Below are 23,159 nucleotides of genomic sequence, written 5' to 3' on the forward strand. Positions count from 1 at the left end.
GTTAATTTTATAATAGTACGAAAAATCAGAAAACGCAATTCGTATTGGGAGAAAAGAGAGAAACACGGCTTTTTTTACAAAAATATGATATAGTGAAAAGAGTACGGTACACACAAAAGGAAAGAAGAAAAAATAATTTGTGTATATCTCAACTTTATGTTTGTCCAGGAGGTATATCGTTTGAAGAAATTATTGCGTATCGTAATGATTACGGTTTTTATTTTGGCCATTGACTTATACGGGAAATTACTCGTTTCGCAATATATACTGACTCCCTCTCATTCTAAGCAAGAACAAAAAGTTGTAAAGAAAAAAAAGCCGACAAATGAAGGTTTTCCAGAAACTATTTCACAAGTTATGGGTGGAGATTCGGAAAATCTGTTAGCAAAATGGGGGGAACCAGCTCGAATTGAACCCTCTGCGTACGGTTACGAATGGTGGGTGTATAATCAAGATTTATCGCAATATGTCCAGTTTGGAGTTGCTGAACATAAAATTGTAACGGCTTATGTTGCTGGTGATCAAGTCGATGTAGAGCCTTTCCGCATAAATGAAAAATATGAAGATGCGTATAAAAAAAAGGCATTCTCACATGAAATTTCTTTGAAAAGAGGGCGAAATAGTTATCAATTTGAATTGTCTGATACTGAAACTATGGAACAGCCACTGGTTTCAATAGAAGAAGGAGTTTGGGCACAGCTATATTTTGATCATTTCACACATGAACTTGTTGGAATCAGGTACATGGATGATGATACATTGCTTCGTCAAAGACCATATCAGCTTGTATACTCTGGTGAATTAACGACAGAACAACAGATGACCCCAGAAAAAATGACACAAGTAGAACATGGAAATATGCAACAAATTTTGGATTTGACAAATATTATTCGAAGTCACCATCAATTACCATTATTAACGTGGGATCAGCAAACAGCGGATGTTGCATTTGGACATAGTAAAGACATGAAAGAGAATAATTATTTTTCACATGATTCACCAAAGTTTGGAACGTTAGGAGATCGATTACAACGAGGTCAAGTTGCTTTCCAGCTTGCAGGTGAAAATATAGCGGCGCAACATACTGATGGAATTGCTGCGTTGCAAGGTTGGTTGAACAGTGAAGGACATCGAAACAACTTACTGAATGAACAATTTACTGAGTTAGGTGTCGGAGTATATGATAAATTTTATACTCAAAATTTTATTCGAAAATAAGAAAAGGTGCATGAAACGTCTAAAAATAGGCGAACCATGCGCCTTTTTTTTCTTACAATATAGTAGATATTTCTGAAGAGGTGAGGATTATGACAACAACAAAAGGAGCGTTACATCCTTCTGTTCAACAATTTAAAGCATTTGTAAACCATCACCCTAAAATGGTTCATGAAGTTCGAAGTGGTGAAAAAACATGGCAACAATTTTACGAGGAATGGTATTTACTTGGAGAGAAAGATGAAGTATGGAAAGTTTACAAAGCGGACAATGAGGCAATCTCTTCGCCGGTACAAGAAAATAAAGATGAACAAACAGCTGACTTGATGGGGCAAATGCTTTCTTTTTTCAAGAAGTTAGATGTGGAACAAATGCAGCAACATTTAGCAAATGTTACGAGTGCAATTGGGAGTGTGCAGCGAGTGATTCAACAATTTCAAGGAAATCGCGCGCAACCAGAGCAACGAACTTCTGAAAATAATCCATTTTTCTTTCAAAAAGATTAGGGGGAAAAGAGGATGAGGGCAGAACTTATGGAATTTATAAAAGCTAATGAAGATTTAGAACGTTATATTCGTGAACAACCATATTGGTACCGAAAATTGTCACGTAATCCAGGGGAAAAAGAAGCCTTTGAATTGGCTGCATTACAACATTTCAAAAAGACAATACCAGACAAAGTCGAAAAGTTTCAAAATCAATTGGCCGTTGCTTCTATTATGATTGACATGTTTCAATATATGAAACAGCAAAATGCAACGTAATAGGAAGGAAAAACTATGTCCGTCATGCGAAACTTTTGTTACAATAAAAGCGGACTATTGAAAAAAAAGGAGTTACAGCATGACGGAAATTTGTTTAGTACGACATGGACAAACTGATTGGAATTTTCAAGAGATTATTCAAGGACGTGAAGACATTCCACTTAATGACGTTGGGAAAAAGCAAGCGAGTCAAAGTGCGGCTGCTTTGCAGTTAGAAGCATGGGACGTGATTATTAGTAGTCCTTTAATTCGAGCCCAGGAAACAGCTAGGGTAATTAGCGAAGCTGTTGGAATACATTCTATCTTTCTCGATGAGCGTTTTGTTGAACGGAATTTCGGAGAGGCTTCAGGAAAACCTGTTCCTACAGTCCGAGAACGTATTGCAGAGGGAAATGTAGAGGGAATGGAATCAGATGAGGAGATTGTAAACCGGTGTTTTACAGCATTACAAGATGTTGCGCAAATGCACGCGGGTAAGCGTATTATTATTGTGGCGCATTCACATGCCATAAAAGCAATTTTACACGCAATTTCACCGGAAGAAATTACATTTAAAACCCCATTAAAAAATGCATGTATTAATTATGTAAAAGAGGAACATGGAAAATGGGACGTACTAAGATATAATATTGCGGAGCATATTTGTGTATAAGAGATGATGGATGCGTATGCTTAGTTTTATGTTTAGATGGGAGAATCAAATTAGTAGTTCCGTTCTAAATGTGTTATGATGGATACTTGGAGGTGTCTCTCATGATTGTAGCGACGCTTGAAAGCGTAATGATTTTAGATAAGGCAGAGCGGCTGGCAAAAGCGGTTATCTGTTCAGATATAGCAGAAAATTATCGTAAATGTTATAAGGTCTTACAAGAAGATTTGGAAGCCCAGACATTAATTAATCAATTTACAGCAATGAAAGAGCGATATGAAGAAGTGCAACGCTTTGGTAAATATCATCCAGATTATACTGTTGTTTCAACAAAAATGCGAGAGTTAAAGCGCTCTATAGACTTGCATGAAAGGATTGCTGCTTTTAAAAACGCGGAAAATACTTTGCAGAAATTATTAGATGAAGTCAGTGTAGCAATTGGCTCTGAAGTTTCATCTGCGATTAAAGTTCCTACGGGGAATCCATTTTTTGATGCAGGTGGCTGTGGAGGCGGTTGTGGCTCTGGAGGTAGTTGTGGTTGTAAAAAAACGGGGTGATGTGCCCCGTTTTTTAGAGTATGGAAGAAAGTGTATACGGAATTTGTTCTACAATGTACTATAATGTCACAAATTTCTGATTGCTGTTTATAAGATACAAGAATATAAGTATATAGAAGGAGAAGATTATGTTCGGGCAACGACAAAGTATGATTGTTTATTTACATTCATTAAAACATGCCAAAATTTTAAGAAAATATGGTAATATTCATTACATATCAAAACGATTGAAATATGCGGTTGTATATTGTGATATGGAACAAATAGAGCATATGATGCACAAGTTAAATAAACTTCCTTTTGTAAAAAAAATTGATCAGTCGTATCGCCCATTCTTAAAAACGGAATTTGAAAATTCACGTCCGGATCGTGCGAAAGAATACGACTATAGTTAAGTTGAATCCCCCACACCAATTTTGGTGTGGGGGATTTTAGTGAGTATAAAGTGAAACTTCTACCGATAAGAATAAAAAAATGGTAGATGTAATATCTTTACTGCATTGGTGGAATAAAATGATTCATTCGCAAAATACCGATAAGGTGATTAAAATATAATTCCTTTTCTGGAAAAGTTGTAGATGGTTTTACGGTAAAAGAAGTAACTTTTTTTTCAATTTGTGCAGCAGTTTCTTCAAATAAAATCATCCGTTTACTTTTTTTATTTTCAAGTAGAGGGATTCCTTCACGGCATATGTATAGCGGTTGAAAATCACCAACAGTTGTTGGTTTTAGAACCACAACAAGTGAACATACATTTTTCTCGTTTTTTACAGTTTCAAATTGTAGCATATGTGTTACACGGTCTTTATTTGCTTTGGCAATTTCAAGTAATTCATATAAATCAGAGTAGCCTTCTCCGAGCTCAATAAAACGTTGAATCATATCATTTTCCTCCTCTTTCTTTTACTGTATCATTTCATTTTTTAAATGAAAAGCAGGCAAAGAAAAAAACCCTGCAAAGCAGGGCCCTTCTTATACTAGCATATACTAGTAAGAAGGCAAAGGGAGAGGAGAAACCGGAGGAAGAACTTATGGGGAAACGTAAGTCTTCTCCGCGGTTGGCAACAACATCGAAGGTGATGTTGTTATATTTATTTATGTCCAATCTAAATGAAGATATACATAATGAATTTAAAATTTATCGTAGGCTTTTTATTTTTCTTTCTTTTATTTTATGATAGGATAAAAAAAGATAAAGTGAACCTTGTGTTAATAAAGAGGATTTTACTTGCGGCTCGCGAGATGAATATACATATGAGATATTGGGAAATTATTACACAATGATGGTTTTTCAAAGAAATAAAGTGATTTTTCTTTTTATAGGTAATGGATTCCGTTATTCTTTAATTGGAAAATAACTGAAAGAGTATGGTTTGATAGCGGTTACTCAAACGAGTATATGTTTGTGATAATCGCTCGATAGATTGAAATAAAGGTAGTGACAACAAATGAGAGTAGTTTCTGGAAAATGTAAAGGGCATCCACTTAAAGCTGTGCCTGGTAATACAACGCGTCCAACAACAGATAAAGTAAAAGAATCTATCTTTAATATGATAGGTCCGTATTTTGAGGGAGGACTTGCCCTCGATTTATTTGGTGGTAGCGGAGGTCTTGGGATTGAAGCGCTTAGCAGGGGGATTGACAAAGCGATTTTTGTTGATCGAGATAATAAAGCTGTGAAGGTGATTCATCAAAATTTAGAAAGCTGCAAAGTACATGATCAAGCTGAAGTGTATAGAAATGATGCAGAACGTGCTGTGAAGGCGCTGATTAAACGCGAAATATCATTTGATCTCATATTGCTTGATCCACCGTATAAAGATCAAAAAATTGTTTCGTTAATTAGTATTATGGATCAACATGGATTATTGAACAAAGATGGCTTAATTATGGCAGAACATGAGAATGACGTAGTCTTACCTGAGACAATAGGGGGACTTGTAAAGGTAAGAGAAGAAAATTATGGTATTACAGCAATTTCGATTTATAAGTATGAAGGTGAGGGAACCGAATGACAAGCATAGCGATTTCTTCAGGAAGCTTTGATCCGATAACTCTTGGACATTTGGATATTATTAAAAGAGGGGCAAAGGTATTTGATGAAGTATATGTTGTTGTTTTAAATAATTCATCTAAGAAACCATTCTTTTCAGTAGAAGAGCGCTTAGAGTTAATTCGAGAAGCAACACAAGATATTCCGAATGTAAAAGTTGATTCACACAGTGGATTGTTGGTTGAATATGCAAAAATGCGTAATGCTAATGCGATTTTGCGTGGTTTACGAGCAGTTTCTGACTTTGAATATGAGATGCAAATTACATCCATGAATCGAAAGTTAGATGAAAACATTGAAACCTTTTTTATTATGACAAATAATCAATATTCATTTTTAAGCTCAAGCATTGTGAAGGAAGTAGCTCGCTATGGAGGAAATGTAGCGGGTCTTGTTCCCCCTGTCGTCGAGCACGCTTTAAAAGAAAAGTTTCAAACCCCGTTAAAATGAACGGGGTTTTTCTTTATTTATTGTGCGTAAGAATAATAAAATCACATATAGATATAAACAAAACAGTGTAAAAATAGGTCCATAGTGAAGGGTTAATCCCCAAATTTTTTCAAGTATAGAAGAGTGATTTGATAAGAAAACAGGAATATCTTGTTGGGTAGGTGAGAAAGAATGCGATTTTTCATAAAGTGGTCCCCAAAATATAAAGGTATAGATGGGGGCGAGAATACTTTGGATAATTCGTGCGAAAAAGTACGGCTTAAAGCGAATGTCGGTATCTGCTAATATACTCGCTACTTGTGCTTGAATTGAAAGACCACTAAAAGCCAAGATAAAACTTGTTACCATTGCTTGTTCAAGTATCGTAGTTTCAGTGATCTGACTAATCATTTGACTCCCTAGTGTCATTTCGAAAAGACCTGATAAAATGGGAATACTAAAATGAGGTGACAGTTGGAAACAAGATAAAATATGTTGCATAATAAAAGCGAGCGCTGCTGTTAGTTGGAAGACTGTAATCATTTTATTTAGAACTGAAAATAAAACAATGAATCCGCCGATCATAAGTAAAGTTTGAATAGAGGAAATAATAGCATCGCCAAGTAGTTTTCCAATTGGTCTTTTTTCTTGTAAACGCGTCTCATGAAGAACGGAAAAAGCGTTTTGTAAGGGGCGCTTCCGGATAGAGTGTTTGTCTTTTATGTAAGTTTTGTTATTACCGTAAAACCGCATAAGTAATCCGACAGTAAAATTGCTAATATAATGTGCAGCAGCTAAGATAAAACCTAATTTTGGATTGTTAAAAAAACCGATAGAAACAGCTCCAAAAATAAATAATGGGTTAGAAGAGTTTGTAAAAGATACAAGGCGTTCAGCCTCAATTTGCGTTAGTTGATTACTTTGGCGTAATCTAGCGCTTAGTTTGGCGCCTGCAGGGAATCCGGAAGCCATTCCCATCGCCCAAACAAATCCGCCGATACCAGGAACGCGAAAGAGAGGGCGCATAAGCGGCTCTAAAATGACGCCGATAAACTTTACGACACCTATACTAATTAAAAGTTCTGCAAGGATAAAAAAAGGTAGTAGTGAGGGAAAGACAACTTCCCACCATATATTTAATCCGCGAATAGAAGCTTGCAAAGCGGCTTGGGGATGAAGTACAAGAGAAAGTGTTAGAAATATCATCATTATGGTGAGAAAAACTGTTTTCCATTTTTCATACATGTTACCAAATCCCCCTTTGTCCCAAAAAACGCTCATTTCAGTATACGTGGATACATGGCGAGTTTAGACCATAAGTATGAAAAAGGGAGTGAAAAAAATTTAAGGGTGAGAGAAATGAACGAACCGAAAATAGGCTTGGCTCTTGGATCTGGAGGTGCAAAAGGCTTTGCGCATGTGGGGATTATTAAAGTATTACGTGAAGCGAATATTCCTATTGATATGATTGCAGGAAGTAGCATAGGAGCATTAATTGGGACATTTTATGCGGCAAGTTGCAACGTTGAGAGGCTCTACCGATTGGCGACTGTATTTAAAAGAAAGTATTATTTGGATTTTACTGTACCGAAAATGGGATTTATTTCTGGAAAACGTGTAAAAGATATGATTAAAATGTTTACATACAATAAAAAATTAGAAGAGTTAGATATCCCAACTGCAGTTGTGGCCACTGACATTTTAAAGGGGGAAAAAGTTGTATTTACAAGCGGTTCTATTGCAGACGCAGTGAGAGCGAGTATCTCTGTGCCAGGAGTGTTTGTACCGGAGAAAATAGATGGTCGTTTATTAGTGGATGGTGGGGTGATTGATCGTATCCCTGTATCCGTTGTCAAAGAGTTAGGCGCTGACATTGTAATCGCTGTAGATGTATCTCCGATTAAGATCAATGGCGAAGTGACCTCTATCTATGATGTGATTATGCAAAGTATTGAAATTATGCAGCATGAGCTCATTGTCAATCGACAAATTGCATCGGATTTAATGATGCGTCCAGCAGTAGAGCGGTTTAGTTCACGTGCTTTTACGAATATTGAAGACATTATTCAAGTAGGAGAAGAAGAAGCGGAAAAACATATTCAAGATATTTACTTACTAATTGAACAGTGGAAGGAGAAAAATAATGTTTAAGCGTTTTCGGTTTATATATGCAATCCTAATAGGGGTTATATTGGCGATGTTACTTGTGTACGTACGCCTTCCGTATTATGTAACAAAACCAGGTATGGCAGCGAAATTAACGCCATATGTACAAGTTGAAGGAGGAAAGAAAGAGTCTGGAGATTTTATGCTCGTAACCGTTTCGATGGGGCCTGCAAATGTGGTGAATTTAATAGCTGCACAATTTAATAAATATAATCATATTTCGAAAGCGGAAGAAATATTGCAAAAAGGTGAAAGTGATGAAGAATATCAATTTCGCCAAGAATATGCGATGAAAGATTCTCAAAACGCAGCCATTTATAATGCGTATAAGCGAGCGAATCGTTCAGTTTCCTTTCAAAACAAGGGGGTTTTAGTTGCTGGGATTGCGAAAAATATGCCATCAGAAGGAAAGTTAAAGCTAGGTGATGTCATTGTAAGTGTTGATGGACATCCTTTTGAAACAATAGATCAATTTGTGGAATATATGGCAGGTAAAAAAGAAGGCGATGTAGTAAGTGTTGAGTACATTCGAGGTGGAAAACATTCTACGGAAAAATTAACGCTAAAACAAATTCCTGATGGCAAGGGGCGTGTTGGTATTGGCGTTTCCATTGTTACTGAAAGGGAATTAGCAGTAGATCCAAAGGTGAAAATCGATTCACATGAAATTGGGGGACCATCAGCAGGATTAATGTTTACATTGGAAATTTATAATCAATTGACTGAAAAGGATATGACAAAAGGTCATGAGATTGCTGGAACGGGAACCATTAATGAAAAAGGAGAAATTGGTCCGATTGGTGGGATTCAACAAAAGGTTGTAGCTGCTAGTGATGCAGGAGCCGAAATATTCTTTGCACCAAATGAAAAAGGGGCAGAGAAATCGAATTATAAAGATGCTCTTGAAGCGGCGAAGGATATTAAGACGAAAATGAAAATCGTACCGGTAGATACATTGGATGATGCATTAGCGTATTTAGAAAAAATGCCAGAAAAAAAATAAACCTCTCGCTTCAGAGAGGTTTACTTTTTTTGGGTGTAATTCCTCTAATTTCAAACACAAGCAACGCAGTTGGATAGAAAAGAACTACCCGATGTTAGGGGCTTTATAGGAACCTTACAGTTGTTTCATCATATCGGATTGGATGTTGTATGATATCTTGTTGTATACATTTCATACGGAAAGGTTCTTGTAACACAGAAAGATAAACAGCGTTTGCTTTTCGTTCTATATCTAAAATTGGATGCTGGAATGTCTTTGTATGAGTAAGGATTGGAAGTTCTATTTTCTTTTTATTTTTGGAAATATAAGATTGTCCTTTTTGTGACATGCCAAGCAGTCGAATATATGGTGCATGTTGCTCTATACTCGCTCGTGCCATGTCTTTTTTTGTTGTATTGGTTAAAATATGTGTACAAGCTCGTTGTAATCTAGTCCACGTATACCGCTTTGTTTTTAATGCTTCCATGAACGTAAGAAATGATGAAGAATTATGTATTTTTGATAAAATACGATGCTCTAAACCTTCTTCGATTTCATATATATGTTGTAGTTCCTGAAGAGACATTGTCAGGAGCTTGTATTTGAAAAATGAAAAATACTTTTCCCAGTTATGTAACATACCGTATGTTTGCTTGTAGTCTGCTAAAAGTGAGGAAGTCGTATTCGGAACGAAAGGCTCAATATCTGTAAATGAACTGCTTTCGCTAAACAGTTGTTTACGAATACTTGTTGCACTTGCAATATGTTGATCTTGAAAGGTTTCGTCGTGATAATGGGATGCGAACCTTTTTATAGTTTGTGCATATATGGAACTTTTTTGTGAAAGAATTGCCTCGATGTAATGTAAGCCTAAAATGTTATTCGGCTGTGACATATCTACATTGTTTTCATGCGATGAAATATGTAAAAAGGCTTCAGATGTAGCTTTTGCGTAACTATTACCTGCATTCATAAATTGTTGTATGAGGCGATCAAAAGTATCCTTTTCTTTCTTTCGTAAAGAGATGGTGTTATAGAAATGTTCTGCTTTTCCATCTTCACTGCCGAAGCAAATTTCAGACACGCCAAGAGCATCTAAAATGGAAATCGCTCCATTTGCAAATGTTTCCGCTTTTTGAGTTGCAAACGCATAAGGAAGTTCGACAACAAGATCAACGCCACCCGCTAAAGCCATCTTTGTTCGATACCATTTTGATATGAGAGCTGGCTCACCGCGTTGTAAAAAAGGGCCACTCATGACGGCAATTGTAACATCAGACTGTGTTAAGTTTTTTGTTTGTTGCACATGATAAGCATGACCGTTATGAAAGGGGTTATATTCAACAACAATACCGCTTGCCTTTATGATAATCTCTCCTTTCGGTGTAGCATCTTTTCTAAAAACATGATACTCTATATATTATTTACTATAATGACTCCATTATAGTGTAAAGAAAAAACATTGACAAATATAAAATGGCTAGCTATAATTTTGTTTGTTGCCTTGAGGTGATATGATATGAAATGGTCCATCCATCAATTAAACAAATTGAGACATAAAGGATTGACATTAGATGAGATGGTAGATGTAAGTGAGCTAAAAGAAGTCGAGAAAGAAATTCGTGAAATTCACCCTGTCCATGTAACAGGTAGAGTTGATTTTGGCTCCGGTAAGTTTACGTTTCATCTACATATAACTGGAAGCATGGTTTTACCATGTTCTCGCTCTTTAGTAGATGTGACATTACCATTTGACATTAAAACAACTGAGGTGTTCCAAACTTCAGAAGAAGAGTATGAAACGGAAGCTGAAATCCATTGTTTAGAAGGAGAAGTACTTGACTTACTCCCTATAATCAAGGAAAATATACTTTTGGAGATTCCAATGCAAATTTTCAGTGATGATGTTTCCGGTGGAGCACCGACGCAAGGTCAAGACTGGCAAGTGATTTCGGAAGAAAGCAAAGAAAAGCCTGTTGATCCACGATTAGCAGGACTTGCAAAGTTTTTTGACAAATAATCGGAAGACTGGTTCAGGCCTTCATATGAAAATAACTATTTCTTTTAAGGAGGTGGGAAGAATGGCTGTACCTTTTAGAAGAACTTCTAAAACAGTAAAAAGAAAGCGTCGCACGCATTTCAAATTATCAGTACCTGGTATGGTAGAGTGCCCAAGCTGTGGTGAAGCGAAATTAGCTCACCGTGTATGTAAAGCATGCGGTACTTACAAAGGTAAAGAAGTAATCAGCAAGTAATTGCAAAAAATAAACGTAGAAGAGTATCTTCTACGTTTATTTTTTTTGTCTTTTTCTATTAAGAAGAATGAAAAGTTTTTTGCCATTTTTCTCAAACATAACTTTGTGAAGGAAAGGGAGAGATGAGGATTGTGAACCTTTTAGTAGAACATAAAGAAGCGGTAATATGGGTTACATTAAATCGGCCGAAACATCACGATGCAATTACTGGTGAAATGATGGATGCATTAGAAAAAGTGATACAAGACATTAGATAAGAAGATGGGCTGAAGTGTGTAGTCATTTTGTGCAGAATGTGCACGGTTATGGGAATTGGAAGAGCATAGGCGAGCGATTGTTACAACTTTAAAGAAATAGAAAAAGATATTCTTTGCATGTTGGCATTCTATCTTTTCTAGTAACTGCATATGTTTAATAAAAAATGCATAAGGAGGACTAGAAAGATGGCGACAACACGACAAGATGCATGGAATGATGATGAAGATTTGCTTCTGGCAGAAGTAGTACTCCGGCATATTCGAGAAGGAGGAACGCAACTTTCCGCCTTTAAAGAGGTAGGTAGGAATTTATCTCGTACACCTGCAGCCTGTGGCTTCAGATGGAATTCTTACGTTAGAAAGCAGTATAAAGAACGTATTGAAGAAGCGAAACAAATTCGCAAGGTAGAGAATTATGAAGTGAAGCAACCGAAAGTGGTAGAAAATTCATCTATATCTATTACATTGAATGATGTTATTGATTTCTTACAAAAATATAAAGATGAAAAAGAATCAAAAGTATTGCAACAGAAAATTGAATTACTGCAAAAGGAGAAAGAATGGCTTCTTCAGCGTTTAGCGGTATATGAGGAAGAGTATCGAACTTTGCTTGACTATATTGATCAAAAAAGAAGTGTAATGGTACTAGAGGTAAAAGAAAAAGATGCTGTTCATGAGCATGAAATATTAGAAAAGTTAAAAAAATAAAAACAGCTGAGTAACAGCTGTTTTTATTTTTATCCTGCTATTAACAAGCAGTAAGCTTGCTGCTCGTTAATAATCAGTAGACGATGAACACTGATTAAAGTGTCCCCTTACGCAGATTCTTCGTTTGTAACCGCATTCAAATTAGTTTTTGGGTACCAAATATAAAATTCGCCATCAGTCGTTGTTGTTTTTTGGAAATTTAGTTTATCCCAAAATGCGGCAGATTGAATGCGTGCTGTTGTTTTAATAGGAAATTGCAGTTGTTTCACATAATTAACAAGCATTTGACCGAAACCTTGATTTTGGAAGTTTGGTAATACTTCAAGTTTGGAAAGCTCTACGTAAGATCCTGTAATTTCAAGGTTTGCCTCACCACGTCTTCTCATGTACAAACTCATACGTGCGATAAGAGATCCACCGTAATAAATGCCGTAAAATGGGGATTCGCTATCGTTTTCAATAATATTTGCTTGTAATTCTTCAAACATAGAGAGTTCTTGAGCACCACAGCCTTTGAATTTTTTGAATTCATCTAATGTTTTATAGTTGATGAGCAAGCGCTCAACTTTTGGGAATGTCATTTCACCACGTCCTTTTCTTGTCTTATAAATAAAGAAAAGTATAAATATTTTCAATAATATTATAACTTATTTTTTCATTTTTATGAAGAACATAGAAAATTTCTTTCGGTATTTTTTGAAAATTTGCTACACTGGAATATGAAATGTATTGGTAATCAATATATACATGTAAGAGAAGAAGCTATGTTTGGTGAATGATAAATAGGATATAATCAATGTTATAGCAATACATATTAGATGGGGGGAGTCAAGGGCTCTGAATGGACTACAAGATATTTTTATATCTAGTGATTTAGGAGAGGCTCTTGCGTGAAGAGAAATGAAGATTGGAATTGTTGGTCCGGGAGCCATTGGTCTACTTTATGCATTTTATTTTAAAAAAAATGGGCAAGATGTTACATTGTTTACAAGAACATTCGAGCAAGCAGAAAGAATAATGCAGACGGGGATAACGTGCATTCGAAATGGAAAACGAGAAACTGTATTTCCGAATGTTTTGCCATTAGAAAATGTGTTAGGTGAGAGATTGGATTATACATTCATTGCTGTAAAACAGTATCATTTAACTGATATACTGCCTTTTATAACTGAACAACAACAACTAATCTTTTTGCAAAATGGGATGTCTCATCTTCAAGTCATGCAAAAATTACAGTGTGACAATATAGCTGTAGGTATTGTAGAACATGGAGCAAAAAAGGTGAATGAACATACAGTACATCATACCGGGATAGGTGTTACAAAGTTTGGTCTGGTACGTGGTAATCATGTTCCATTTGAAGCGGTATTCAATTGTTTTTCTTCTCAATTGTTTTCGTTACAAGTAGAGAATGATTGGAAACAGACAATGTACAATAAATTGGTAGTGAATGTATGTATTAATCCTTTAACAGCGCTGTTTGGAGTGCAAAACGGAGAATTATTATCAAATCCATTTTTTTATCAAGCAATGAAGCAAGTATTTAATGAAGTTATATTTCTTATTAGAGAGGAAAAAAAAGAAGAGCTGTGGCGAATGGTTTGTCGTGTGTGTGAAAAAACGTCTAGTAATACATCTTCCATGTTAGCTGATGTGAAGGGAAAGCGAAAAACAGAAATTGACGCTATTGTTGGTTATGTGTTGGGGGAAGCGAAGAAACAGCAAAAACAAGTACCTACACTTCAGTTTTTGTATAACGCAATAAGAGGATTAGAGCGGTAAGGTATATTCTTTGCTTTTGCATCAAACATTGACTACAATGTGGATTGGTGAGAGAACAGGATACGAAAGGAAGAATTATATGGAGATAAAAGAAATCTCTGTTCCGCTACAAGGTGTTGCGGCGGACTATAGGAAGGGCGAAAAAGAGATACAGGCATGTTTTGACTATCAGTTAACAGAAGATGGATTTAAACAACGTCTGCATGATTTACGTGATAAAAAGTTTTTCCGTCAAGATTTGGTGGAGCATTTATTAAAATATAATACACAGTTACATGCTGGAGAATATACGCTTCGTAATATAGAAGCGCTTGCAGATGAAAATACATATGTTGTTATCGGAGGACAACAAGCTGGACTATTAACAGGACCACTCTATACAGTGCATAAAATTATTTCGATATTACAGCTTGCGAAAGAGAAAGAAGCAAGTCTAGGGGTTCGAGTTGTTCCTGTTTTTTGGATTGCTGGTGAAGATCATGACATTGATGAAATTAATCATACATTTGTAACAAAAAATAAAAAAATAAAAAAGATGATTTTTCATGATCGTCATCCTAAAAAGGTAAGTGCTTCTGAATCGGATCTTTCAATTGAAGACTGCAGAAAGTGGATCGATGAGATTTTTAAAACGTATCCAGAAACAAATTTTACAAAAGATGTATTACAATTCGTTGAGGATGCCTTGCAGAAGTCTCGGACATATGTAGATTTCTTCGCACACCTCATTATGAAGCTGTTTACAGATACAGGCTTGATTCTTGTCGATTCACATCATCCAGCACTTAGGAAATTAGAAGTTTCCTTTTTTAAACAAATTATAAGCCAATATAAAGCAGTTCAGGAAGCTCTTCATAGTCAACAGCAGATCATTAGAGAACAAGGGTATAAGCCAATTATTGAAACCAAATCAAATGCAATACATGTATTTATGCAAATTGACGAAGAGCGTGTATTGTTAGAAGAAGAGAATGGGAAATTTGTTGGGCAAGATGGTACGTATTCATTTTCGTATGAAGAATTGATAGGGGAAATGGAAAGAAATCCAGAGCGATTTAGCAATAATGTTGTAACTAGGCCGCTTATGCAGGAATATATTTTCCCAACATTAGCGTTTATTGGAGGGCCAGGTGAGATTGCGTACTGGAGTGAATTACAGCAAGTATTTCATGTGTTTGGTTTCCAAATGCCTCCGGTTGTTCCGCGTCTTACAATTAGCTATATGGAACGGAATATTATAACAGATTTATATGATCTACATTTACAAGAAAGTGATCCGTTTGTAAAAGATATAGGTGAAATACGTGAAAACTGGCTGTCTAATCAAATAGAAGAGCCAATAGAAGAGCAATTCCTTGAAGCGAAAAAGGGAATGATGGAAATTCACACATCCTTACAACAGTTTGTAAAAAGGATAGATCCTGGTTTAAATGATTTTGCTGGAGAAAATGAGCGGAAAATTAAAGAACAAATTGAATTGTTAGAAAGAATGTTAAAACGAAATGTTGAGAAAAAACATGAAGTTGAGTTGAATAAATTTCGCCGTCTACAATTTGCGCTTCGTCCACTAGGAGCGCCGCAAGAACGAGTATGGAATATATGTTATTATTTAAATCAGTTCGGTCTTGATTTTGTTCAAAGAGTGATGGAGCAGTCTTATTCTTGGGATGGAAAGCATCACGTTATAAAACTATAAAATCTTGCTCTTCGGAGCAGGATTTTATTTTTGTTCTGTGGAATTACCTGTAAAATAATAATTTTCTGAATTATATGATTAGATGACTGAATAGTGCTCATAATAAATAAAATAAACATATATGACAAAATAGCACAAAATGTAAACGTATTATTATGTTTTTCGACATGTTTTTATTTAAATTCCCGCAAAAAATGATAAAATTTAGTATATAATAAATTAAAGCTGCGATCAGTGGATAATCCTTTTCACTAATGGTGAGTTGAATGAGTCGCACTTTAACATTGTTTATTTTTCCAGCTTATATATATTAGCTAGGAGAAAGAAGTGCGTTCAGCATAATTATTTGGAAAAAGAGTAGGTGCAACGATGTTTAAACACGTAACAGTGCTTTTAAAAGAAACAGTAGATGGCTTAGATATAAAGCCAGATGGTACATATGTAGATTGTACGTTAGGTGGCGGCGGTCATAGTTCTTATCTATTATCCCAGCTAACGGAAGGGGGAAAGTTAATTGCATTTGATCAAGATGAGATTGCGATTCAAAATGCAAAAGAAAAATTTTCTTCTTATGGTGATCAATTTGTAACAGTGAAGAGTAACTTTCGTTATTTATCAGAAAAGCTACATGAATTAGGTATTACAGAAGTAGATGGGATTTTATTTGATTTAGGCGTTTCTTCCCCTCAATTAGATACACCAGAGCGTGGTTTTAGTTACCATCATGATGCGCCGTTAGATATGCGGATGGATCAAGATGCCCCGTTAACAGCATATGATGTTGTGAACAGCTGGTCATATGAACAACTCGTAAGAATTTTCTTCCAATATGGTGAAGAGAAATTTTCAAAACAAATTGCAAGAAAAATTGAAGCGTATCGTGAGAGTAAGGCAATTGAAACGACAGGGGAGTTAGTGGAGTTAATTAAAGAAGGAATTCCTGCTCCAGCTCGTAGAACAGGTGGACATCCTGCAAAACGAGTATTTCAAGCGATTCGTATTGCTGTAAATGATGAATTGAAAGTATTTGAGGAAGCATTGGAATCTGCAATTGAAATGGTCAAGCCTGGCGGAAGAATTAGTGTGATTACATTCCATTCGTTAGAAGATCGTATTTGTAAAACAACATTTAAACGAAATAGTACAACACCACAGCTTCCTCCTGGATTACCAATTATTCCTGATGAGTTTAAGCCGAAACTAAAGCTTATCACAAGAAAGCCGCTTTTACCTTCTGATGTAGAGTTAGAAGAAAATAATCGTGCGCGTTCTGCGAAGTTACGGATCGCCGAAAAACGATAAAAGGAGAGAGAGGTATGACAAATTTAGCTGTAAAGTACAAACAACAAGCGCAAGAACAGGTACAGTTACAATCTCAAGTTCCACAGCAGATGGTACAACCAAAAGCTAAAGCGAAGATTACAAGAATTGAGAAACTGTTGTATGTAGCTTTTATTGGCTTTTTATTATATGCCTGTGTAGCTTTTATTGGTAATAAGGCTGGATTATACCAAGTTGATGCAGAAGCAGCAAATATAGAGGATACAATTGTGAAACAACAAAAAGAAAATCAAGAATTACAAGCTGAAGTAGAAAAATTAAGTCGCTATGAGCGTATCGCTGAAATTGCAAAAAAACACGGGCTAGAAATTAACGCGAATAATGTAAAAGGCCTACAATAAATAGGTGTGAAACAAATATGAAGATGAATATGAACAAACTTCATACGAATAAGGGAGCAGGTTACTTTATGATATTTTTCCTCCTGCTCTTTTTGCTGTTGCTAGCCCGATTCTTTTATATTCAAGCAACAGGAACAGTGCATAATCAGGACTTAGAGAAACTTGCCCAAGATAAACATAGTAAAACAGGTATACTTGAAGCGAACCGTGGAACGATTTATGACCAAAATGGACATGTGTTAGCACAAGATGCGAACTCCTATAAGCTTGTCGCAACGTTGAAAGGCGAAAAGCCTGTAAAAGATAAAGAGGATGCTGCTAAAAAGATTGCAGGTGTACTCGGAGCGAGCGAAGGTGAAATTTTAGCCACTTTAAAAAAAGATAAGAACCAAGTAGAGTTTGGAACGATAGGAAAGAACTTGACGAAAGAGAAGAAAGAACAAATAGAAGCTCTTAACATACAAGGGATTTCATTTGTTACCGAAAAAGCAAGAGTGTATCCGAATGGAGACTTTGCGTCTTATGTATTAGGTTATGCAAGACCAGATGATAAAGATGGTATTACAAAAGGAGAATATGGGTTAGAACAGAGTTTAGACAAATTTTTACGTGCTTCTAATGGAAGTGTGGGATATACAGGGGGACGTAATGGAGTTCCTCTTGAAGGCGGAAAACAAAATATAAAACCGCCTAAAAATGGAGATAATGTGTATTTGACAATTGACCAGCGCATTCAAAGCTTTTTGGAAAATGCGATGAAAGCGGCGGAGAAGCATTATGAACCTGAAATGTTAACTGCAGTTGTAGCAGATCCGAAAACTGGGAAAATATTAGCGATGTCTAGTAGTCCTAGTTTTGATCCCAATAAACCTGATGTTAAAAATTATTTAAATGTGCCAGTCGCAAATGCGTTTGAGCCAGGGTCGACGATGAAGATTTTCACATTGGCAGCAGCGATTAATGAAGGTAAATATAACGGTCAGGAATATTATCAGTCTGGTACATATTCAGTTGGAAATCGTAAAATAAAAGATCATAATGATGGTGCTGGTTGGGGATCTATTACGTTCGATGAAGGGGTTGAGCGTTCTTCGAACGTTGCATTTGCTATTTTAGGAGATCAAAAACTTGGACCAGACCTTTTCCGTCAATATATTCATAAATTTGGACTGGATGAAAAGACGGGGATTGATTTGCAAGGAGAAGTTGCGAATAAAATTGTATTTGATTCGCAAATTCAGCAAGTAACAACAGCGTTTGGGCAAGGTTCTACTGTCACTCCAATCCAACTTGTACAAGCTGCAACAGCGATTGCAAATGATGGGGAAATGATGAAACCTTACGTAATCGATCGAATTGTAGATCCAATAACAGAGAAGGCAGAATTACAGCATAAGCCAGAAGAGGTAGGGAAGCCAGTTTCAAAAGAAACAGCAGCACAAGTAAGACAGTTACTAGAACGTGTTGTTACATCACCGAAAGGAACAGGGAATGCCTACAAGATAGATGGATATTCGGTTGGTGGTAAAACAGGAACAGCACAAATTCCTGATGGAAAAGGTGGTTATATGACTGGAAGAGAGAATTATATTTTCTCATTCCTAGGTATGGCACCGATAGACGACCCTCAATTGATTGTCTATTTGGCAATTAAGAAACCGAAATTAAAAGATAATGAATACGGGGCACAACCACTTGCTGAAATATTTAAATCAGTAACAAAAGATAGTTTAGAGTATTTAAAGATTAAACCACAAGAAGTAAAAGATCCGAAGAAATATGTGAAAGAACAGCAAGCTGTTGTTCCAGATGTTACTGGAAAAGCGATGGAAGAGGCGAAAACAGCGTTAGAGAAAGAAAAATTCCGTCCCATTATACTAGGTGAAGGTAAAGTGAAACAGCAAGTGCCAAAAGCAACTGAAAAAACATTGAAGGGTGATCGAATTTTCTTAGTAGGGGATAAACCGACAATGCCAAATATACAGGGCTGGGCACTGCGTGATGTTATGAATTTAGCAAAAACGTTAAATCTTAACTTGAAACCATCTGGTACAGGGTATGTAACAGAACAAAGTGTAGCGGAAGGAACATTGCTGCAACCTGGTACAGAATTAGCTGTAACACTTGTACCACCACTTGAACCGCAGCAAGAGGCGGATAAACCTTAACATGAAAATAAAGAGTGGATATAAACGAAAGTAGAAAGTTCTAATCAAATAGGTACAAGCATATATTGGAACAAGCTAGGCGTAAGGGAGGCTTGTTCCAATATGCGTGTATCAAATGTAACTGTTAGGAAACGACTTATTTTTATACTGGTATCTGGGATACTTATTTTTACAATTATTGATATTCGTCTTGGATATGTGCAGTTTTTTCTTGGAAATATGTTGACAGATCGTGCGAAGGATTCGTGGAGTCGTAATATTACTTTTGAACCTGAGCGCGGGAAGATCTTAGATCGAAACGGTGTAGAGCTTGCAACAAATAAAAGTGCGCCAACTGTCTTTGTTGTACCGAGGCAAATTGAAAAACCAGCAGAGACTGCAGAGAAGTTAGCTGCAGTTTTAGGTGTGGACAAAGAGGAAATCTACAAGAGGGTTACAAAAAAAGAATCTATTGTAAGATTGGATAAAGGTGGAAGGAAAATTTCGCATGATAAGGCGAAAGAAGTACGTGGTTTAAGCTTAAAAGGTGTTTATATTGCTGAAGATTCTATTCGGTATTATCCATTCGGAAAATACTTATCGCACGTATTAGGGTTTGCTGGTAGTGATAATCAGGGGCTTATGGGACTTGAGGCGTATTATGATAAAGAATTAAATGGTGATAAAGGTCATGTCCGCTTTTTTGCAGATGCAAAAGGGCAACGTATGCCAAATGTTGGTGATGATTTTAAAAAACCAGAGGCTGGTCTGGATTTGAAATTAACAATCGATTCTCGTATCGAAACAATTATGGAAAGAGAGCTTAATATAGCAGAATCCACTTATAATCCAGACGGTATGATTGCAATTGCTATGAATCCGAAGAATGGTGAAATTTTAGGGATGTCGAGTCGTCCAAGTTTTGATCCGGCAGATTTTCAGAGTGTTTCACCAGAGGTGTTTAATCGAAACTTGCCTGTATGGAGTACATATGAGCCAGGATCGACTTTTAAAATCATTACATTGGCAGCTGCTTTAAATGAAAAATTAGTAGACTTAGAGAAAGATACGTTTTATGATGATGGAGCAGCTGAAGTTGGTGGTGCTAGGCTACGTTGTTGGAAAGCTGGTGGGCATGGTAGTCAAACGTTTTTAGAAGTTGTCCAAAACTCTTGTAACCCAGGTTTTATTGAGCTTGGTGATCGGCTTGGAAAAGAGAAGTTATTCCAATACATTCGGGATTTTGGTTTCGGACAGAAGACAGGGATTGACCTGCAAGGAGAAGGAAAAGGGATTTTATTTAACTTAGATAAGGTTGGTCCAGTTGAACAAGCGACGACTTCTTTTGGTCAAGGTGTTTCTGTTACACCAATTCAGCAAGTTGCTGCGGTAGCTGCAGCTGTAAATGGTGGAACGTTATATCAACCATATATTGCAAAGGAATTTGTTGATCCATCGAATAATCAGGTTGTAAGCAAGAAAACGCCAGTTGCAAAAAGAAAAGTTATTTCCAAGGAAACATCAGAGAAGGTTCGCTATGCGTTAGAGAATGTTGTAGCGAAAGGTTCTGGTAAAGGTGCATATATTGATGGTTATCGTGTTGGTGGAAAGACGGGGACTGCCCAAAAGGTAAAAGACGGAAAATACTTAGACAATAACTATATTGTATCTTTTATTGGATTTGCTCCAGCAGATGATCCGCAAATTGTAGTATATGTTGCAGTTGATAATCCGAAAGGAGTAACTCAATTTGGTGGGGTGGTTGCTGCACCAATTGTTGGAAATATACTTCGTGATGCGCTTCCTGCTATGGGAGTAGAGCCGAGAAAAGAGCAAGTTGAAAAAGAATATAAATGGGGCGATACGCCTACTGTAGAAGTTCCAGATTTAATTGGAATGAATAAGAAGGATTTACAAACACAGCTTGTAGATTTACAACTCGATGTAAGTGGTGAAGGAGAAAAGGTAATTAAACAATCACCAGAAGCGGGTGCTAAAGTAAAAGAGGGCTCAAAAATTAGAATTTACTTCGGTAATTAAAGGTAAGAGATTGTGTTTTATGATACAATTGGTGGAAGTTAGTTCAATATAGAAGACTTGTTTTCATAGAAATTTAATTTCTATGAAAATGCGATATATTTCTTCTGAAAATAAGGGCTAAGATGAAGTTGGTCAGTTGAGATGATTGTACGTCTCATTGATAAACAGGTCTATTTTCAGATCGTTAGGCAACAATCTTCCGTCTTAATTTTGAAGGCGGGAGATATGTATTGCCTATTAAGTAAGAGATAAATAAACAATGTAGAGAGGGTTTAGTGAAATGAAGTTGCACACACTTGTATCATGTTTGCATGATTTTCCAGTTGTTCCAAAAGAAAATCCAGAAATTACATCTATTGAAGCTGATTCACGTAGAGTGACAAATGGAAGCTTATTTGTATGTATGAAAGGGTATACGGTTGATAGCCATGATTTTGCTAAGCAAGCAGCCGCGCAAGGTGCGGCTGCTATTGTTGCGGAAAGACCGATTGATGTTGACGTTCCAGTTGTACTTGTGAAAAATACTTATCGTTCATTGGCAGTGCTAGCTGATTATTTTTATGAGCAGCCAACACACAAGTTGCACTTAATTGGGATTACAGGTACAAATGGAAAGACAACAACATCGCACATTATGGATGAGATTATGCGAGCGCACGGTCATAAAACAGGGCTAATTGGAACAATTAATATGAAAATCGGTGATGAAACATTCGAGGTGAAAAATACAACGCCAGATGCACTGACACTTCAACAAACGTTTCACCGTATGGTTGAGCAAAACGTAAATAGCGCAGTAATGGAAGTTTCTTCACATGCATTAGATCTTGGCCGTGTACATGGCTGCGATTATGATGTGGCAGTATTTACAAATTTAACACAAGATCATTTAGATTATCATAAGACGATGGAAGAATATAAACATGCAAAAGGTTTGCTTTTTGCACAGCTTGGTAATAGCTATCATCATAATCGTGAAAAGTATGCTGTGTTAAACAATGATGATCCAGCATCGGAAGAATATATAAGAAGTACAGCGGCTACGGTTATTACTTATGGAATTGATACACGTAGCGATGTTATGGCAAAGGATATTGTCATGACGAGCGGTGGTACAACATTTACTCTCGTTACACCTTATGAGAGTAAAAATATTACGATGAAATTAATAGGAAAGTTTAATGTATACAATGTTTTAGCGGCAACAGCAGCGTCTCTTGTTTCTGGTGTGGCTTTACAAATAATTATTGATGTTGTGAAAAGTTTAACTGGTGTTCCAGGACGTTTTGAAGTTGTGGATGGCGGACAGGATTATACAGTTATTGTCGATTATGCTCATACACCAGATAGTTTGGAAAATGTACTAACAACAGCGAAGCAATTTGCGAAAGGGAATGTGTACTGTATTGTTGGATGTGGTGGTGATCGTGACCGGACGAAAAGACCAATTATGGCGGGGGTTGCTACAGCATATGCAACGCATGCCATCTTGACTTCAGATAACCCAAGGAGTGAAGATCCACAAGCTATTTTGGATGATATGATAACTGGTGCAAAAGGGAATAATTATGAAGTAATTGTGGATCGAAAAGAAGCGATTTTCCATGCGATTTCTGAAGCGAAAGCGGAAGATATCATTATTATTGCTGGGAAAGGGCATGAAACGTATCAAATTATTGGAAAAGAAGTACATCATTTTGACGATCGTGAAATTGCTAAAGAAGCAATTTCGAATTGTTTAAACAACAAAGAATAACAACATGAGAGGGGGACTACA

Annotated in this window: 25 protein-coding genes; 21 read left to right on the forward strand and 4 right to left on the reverse strand. The window is 36.4% G+C overall.

Features of this window, described 5'->3' with window-relative positions:
* The first annotated feature begins 180 nt into the window (after nt 1–180).
* The 6 genes from V7183_RS06005 to V7183_RS06030 all read left to right on the forward strand — a co-directional run bounded on the left by V7183_RS06005 (nt 181) and on the right by V7183_RS06030 (nt 3,580).
* Nucleotides 181–1,218: a CAP domain-containing protein gene (locus V7183_RS06005; RefSeq protein WP_335358974.1), complete on the forward strand. Its 1,038-nt coding sequence runs from the start codon at nt 181–183 to the stop codon at nt 1,216–1,218.
* 89 nt (nt 1,219–1,307) lie between these two features.
* Nucleotides 1,308–1,721 (forward strand): YlbD family protein, encoded by a 414-nt coding sequence (locus tag V7183_RS06010; RefSeq protein WP_097895038.1) that lies wholly within the window; start codon nt 1,308–1,310, stop codon nt 1,719–1,721.
* A gap of 12 nt (nt 1,722–1,733) precedes the next feature.
* On the forward strand, nt 1,734–1,979 hold the full coding sequence (locus tag V7183_RS06015) for a YlbE-like family protein (protein WP_097895039.1): 246 nt from the start codon (nt 1,734–1,736) through the stop codon (nt 1,977–1,979).
* A gap of 79 nt (nt 1,980–2,058) precedes the next feature.
* Nucleotides 2,059–2,631, forward strand: a complete 573-nt coding sequence (locus V7183_RS06020) for a histidine phosphatase family protein (protein WP_097895040.1) — start codon at nt 2,059–2,061, stop codon at nt 2,629–2,631.
* Between the two features lie 101 nt (nt 2,632–2,732).
* The gene (locus V7183_RS06025) at nt 2,733–3,185 is read left to right on the forward strand and encodes a YlbF family regulator (protein WP_335358975.1); all 453 of its coding nucleotides are present in this window, start codon (nt 2,733–2,735) and stop codon (nt 3,183–3,185) included.
* A 128-nt stretch (nt 3,186–3,313) separates the two neighbouring features.
* Nucleotides 3,314–3,580, forward strand: a complete 267-nt coding sequence (locus tag V7183_RS06030) for a YlbG family protein (protein ID WP_097895043.1) — start codon at nt 3,314–3,316, stop codon at nt 3,578–3,580.
* Nucleotides 3,581–3,677: 97 nt separating this feature from the next.
* Here V7183_RS06030 and V7183_RS06035 read toward each other — a convergent pair whose 3' ends face one another.
* Nucleotides 3,678–4,067 carry a DUF7147 family protein gene (locus V7183_RS06035; protein ID WP_335358976.1) on the reverse strand — a complete coding sequence of 130 codons (390 nt, stop codon included), beginning with the start codon at nt 4,065–4,067 and terminating at the stop codon, nt 3,678–3,680.
* A gap of 566 nt (nt 4,068–4,633) precedes the next feature.
* Here V7183_RS06035 and rsmD point away from each other — a divergent pair.
* Together rsmD and coaD are read left to right on the forward strand one after the other, a co-directional pair.
* Nucleotides 4,634–5,200, forward strand: a complete 567-nt coding sequence (rsmD, locus tag V7183_RS06040) for a 16S rRNA (guanine(966)-N(2))-methyltransferase RsmD (protein WP_097895047.1) — start codon at nt 4,634–4,636, stop codon at nt 5,198–5,200.
* Nucleotides 5,197–5,688 (forward strand): pantetheine-phosphate adenylyltransferase, encoded by a 492-nt coding sequence (gene coaD / locus V7183_RS06045; RefSeq protein ID WP_097895050.1) that lies wholly within the window; start codon nt 5,197–5,199, stop codon nt 5,686–5,688. Before rsmD ends, coaD begins: the two co-directional genes overlap by 4 nt.
* Here the strand turns inward: coaD and ylbJ are convergent.
* Entirely contained in the window at nt 5,680–6,912 is a 1,233-nt protein-coding gene (ylbJ, locus tag V7183_RS06050; RefSeq protein WP_335358977.1) for a sporulation integral membrane protein YlbJ, read from the reverse strand. The two genes, coaD and ylbJ, sit on opposite strands and share 9 nt — an antisense overlap.
* 114 nt (nt 6,913–7,026) lie before the next feature.
* Between ylbJ and V7183_RS06055 the strand changes: the two genes are divergently transcribed.
* Complete coding sequence (locus V7183_RS06055) at nt 7,027–7,818, forward strand: patatin-like phospholipase family protein (protein ID WP_141523160.1); 792 nt, start codon at nt 7,027–7,029, stop codon at nt 7,816–7,818.
* Nucleotides 7,811–8,836, forward strand: a complete 1,026-nt coding sequence (locus V7183_RS06060) for a SepM family pheromone-processing serine protease (protein ID WP_097895055.1) — start codon at nt 7,811–7,813, stop codon at nt 8,834–8,836. Before V7183_RS06055 ends, V7183_RS06060 begins: the two co-directional genes overlap by 8 nt.
* A 103-nt stretch (nt 8,837–8,939) precedes the next feature.
* On the opposite strand, the gene V7183_RS06065 is transcribed toward V7183_RS06060, so the two are convergent.
* A complete protein-coding gene (locus V7183_RS06065) occupies nt 8,940–10,181 on the reverse strand; it encodes a nucleotidyltransferase (RefSeq protein WP_335359021.1) in 1,242 nt (413 codons plus the stop codon).
* A gap of 153 nt (nt 10,182–10,334) precedes the next feature.
* Between V7183_RS06065 and V7183_RS06070 the strand changes: the two genes are divergently transcribed.
* The 4 genes from V7183_RS06070 (at nt 10,335) to V7183_RS06085 (ending at nt 12,035) form a co-directional block, all read left to right on the forward strand.
* Entirely contained in the window at nt 10,335–10,835 is a 501-nt protein-coding gene (locus tag V7183_RS06070) for a YceD family protein (protein ID WP_097895059.1), read from the forward strand.
* A gap of 61 nt (nt 10,836–10,896) precedes the next feature.
* Nucleotides 10,897–11,070, forward strand: a complete 174-nt coding sequence (gene rpmF, locus V7183_RS06075; protein WP_001984764.1) for a 50S ribosomal protein L32 — start codon at nt 10,897–10,899, stop codon at nt 11,068–11,070.
* A gap of 131 nt (nt 11,071–11,201) precedes the next feature.
* A complete protein-coding gene (locus tag V7183_RS06080; RefSeq protein WP_335358978.1) occupies nt 11,202–11,327 on the forward strand; it encodes a hypothetical protein in 126 nt (41 codons plus the stop codon).
* A gap of 186 nt (nt 11,328–11,513) precedes the next feature.
* Complete coding sequence (locus V7183_RS06085) at nt 11,514–12,035, forward strand: RsfA family transcriptional regulator (protein WP_335358979.1); 522 nt, start codon at nt 11,514–11,516, stop codon at nt 12,033–12,035.
* A gap of 107 nt (nt 12,036–12,142) precedes the next feature.
* Here V7183_RS06085 and V7183_RS06090 read toward each other — a convergent pair whose 3' ends face one another.
* Nucleotides 12,143–12,616 (reverse strand): N-acetyltransferase, encoded by a 474-nt coding sequence (locus V7183_RS06090; protein ID WP_335358980.1) that lies wholly within the window; start codon nt 12,614–12,616, stop codon nt 12,143–12,145.
* A 319-nt stretch (nt 12,617–12,935) separates the two neighbouring features.
* Between V7183_RS06090 and panE the strand changes: the two genes are divergently transcribed.
* The 7 genes from panE to V7183_RS06125 all read left to right on the forward strand — a co-directional run bounded on the left by panE (nt 12,936) and on the right by V7183_RS06125 (nt 23,138).
* The gene (gene panE, locus V7183_RS06095; RefSeq protein ID WP_097895067.1) at nt 12,936–13,817 is read left to right on the forward strand and encodes a 2-dehydropantoate 2-reductase; all 882 of its coding nucleotides are present in this window, start codon (nt 12,936–12,938) and stop codon (nt 13,815–13,817) included.
* Between the two features lie 79 nt (nt 13,818–13,896).
* On the forward strand, nt 13,897–15,513 hold the full coding sequence (gene bshC, locus V7183_RS06100) for a bacillithiol biosynthesis cysteine-adding enzyme BshC (protein WP_097895068.1): 1,617 nt from the start codon (nt 13,897–13,899) through the stop codon (nt 15,511–15,513).
* Between the two features lie 369 nt (nt 15,514–15,882).
* Complete coding sequence (gene rsmH / locus V7183_RS06105) at nt 15,883–16,815, forward strand: 16S rRNA (cytosine(1402)-N(4))-methyltransferase RsmH (RefSeq protein WP_097895070.1); 933 nt, start codon at nt 15,883–15,885, stop codon at nt 16,813–16,815.
* A 14-nt stretch (nt 16,816–16,829) separates the two neighbouring features.
* The gene (gene ftsL / locus V7183_RS06110; protein WP_097895071.1) at nt 16,830–17,195 is read left to right on the forward strand and encodes a cell division protein FtsL; all 366 of its coding nucleotides are present in this window, start codon (nt 16,830–16,832) and stop codon (nt 17,193–17,195) included.
* A 17-nt stretch (nt 17,196–17,212) separates the two neighbouring features.
* Nucleotides 17,213–19,363 carry a penicillin-binding protein gene (locus tag V7183_RS06115; RefSeq protein WP_335358981.1) on the forward strand — a complete coding sequence of 717 codons (2,151 nt, stop codon included), beginning with the start codon at nt 17,213–17,215 and terminating at the stop codon, nt 19,361–19,363.
* Nucleotides 19,364–19,465: 102 nt separating this feature from the next.
* Nucleotides 19,466–21,382: a stage V sporulation protein D gene (locus V7183_RS06120; RefSeq protein ID WP_097895075.1), complete on the forward strand. Its 1,917-nt coding sequence runs from the start codon at nt 19,466–19,468 to the stop codon at nt 21,380–21,382.
* Nucleotides 21,383–21,662: 280 nt separating this feature from the next.
* Nucleotides 21,663–23,138 (forward strand): UDP-N-acetylmuramoyl-L-alanyl-D-glutamate--2,6-diaminopimelate ligase, encoded by a 1,476-nt coding sequence (locus tag V7183_RS06125; RefSeq protein WP_335358982.1) that lies wholly within the window; start codon nt 21,663–21,665, stop codon nt 23,136–23,138.
* Nucleotides 23,139–23,159: the final 21 nt, after the last annotated feature.

The organism is Bacillus sp. JJ1127 (assembly GCF_036965845.1).
Lineage (GTDB): Bacteria > Bacillota > Bacilli > Bacillales > Bacillaceae_G > Bacillus_A.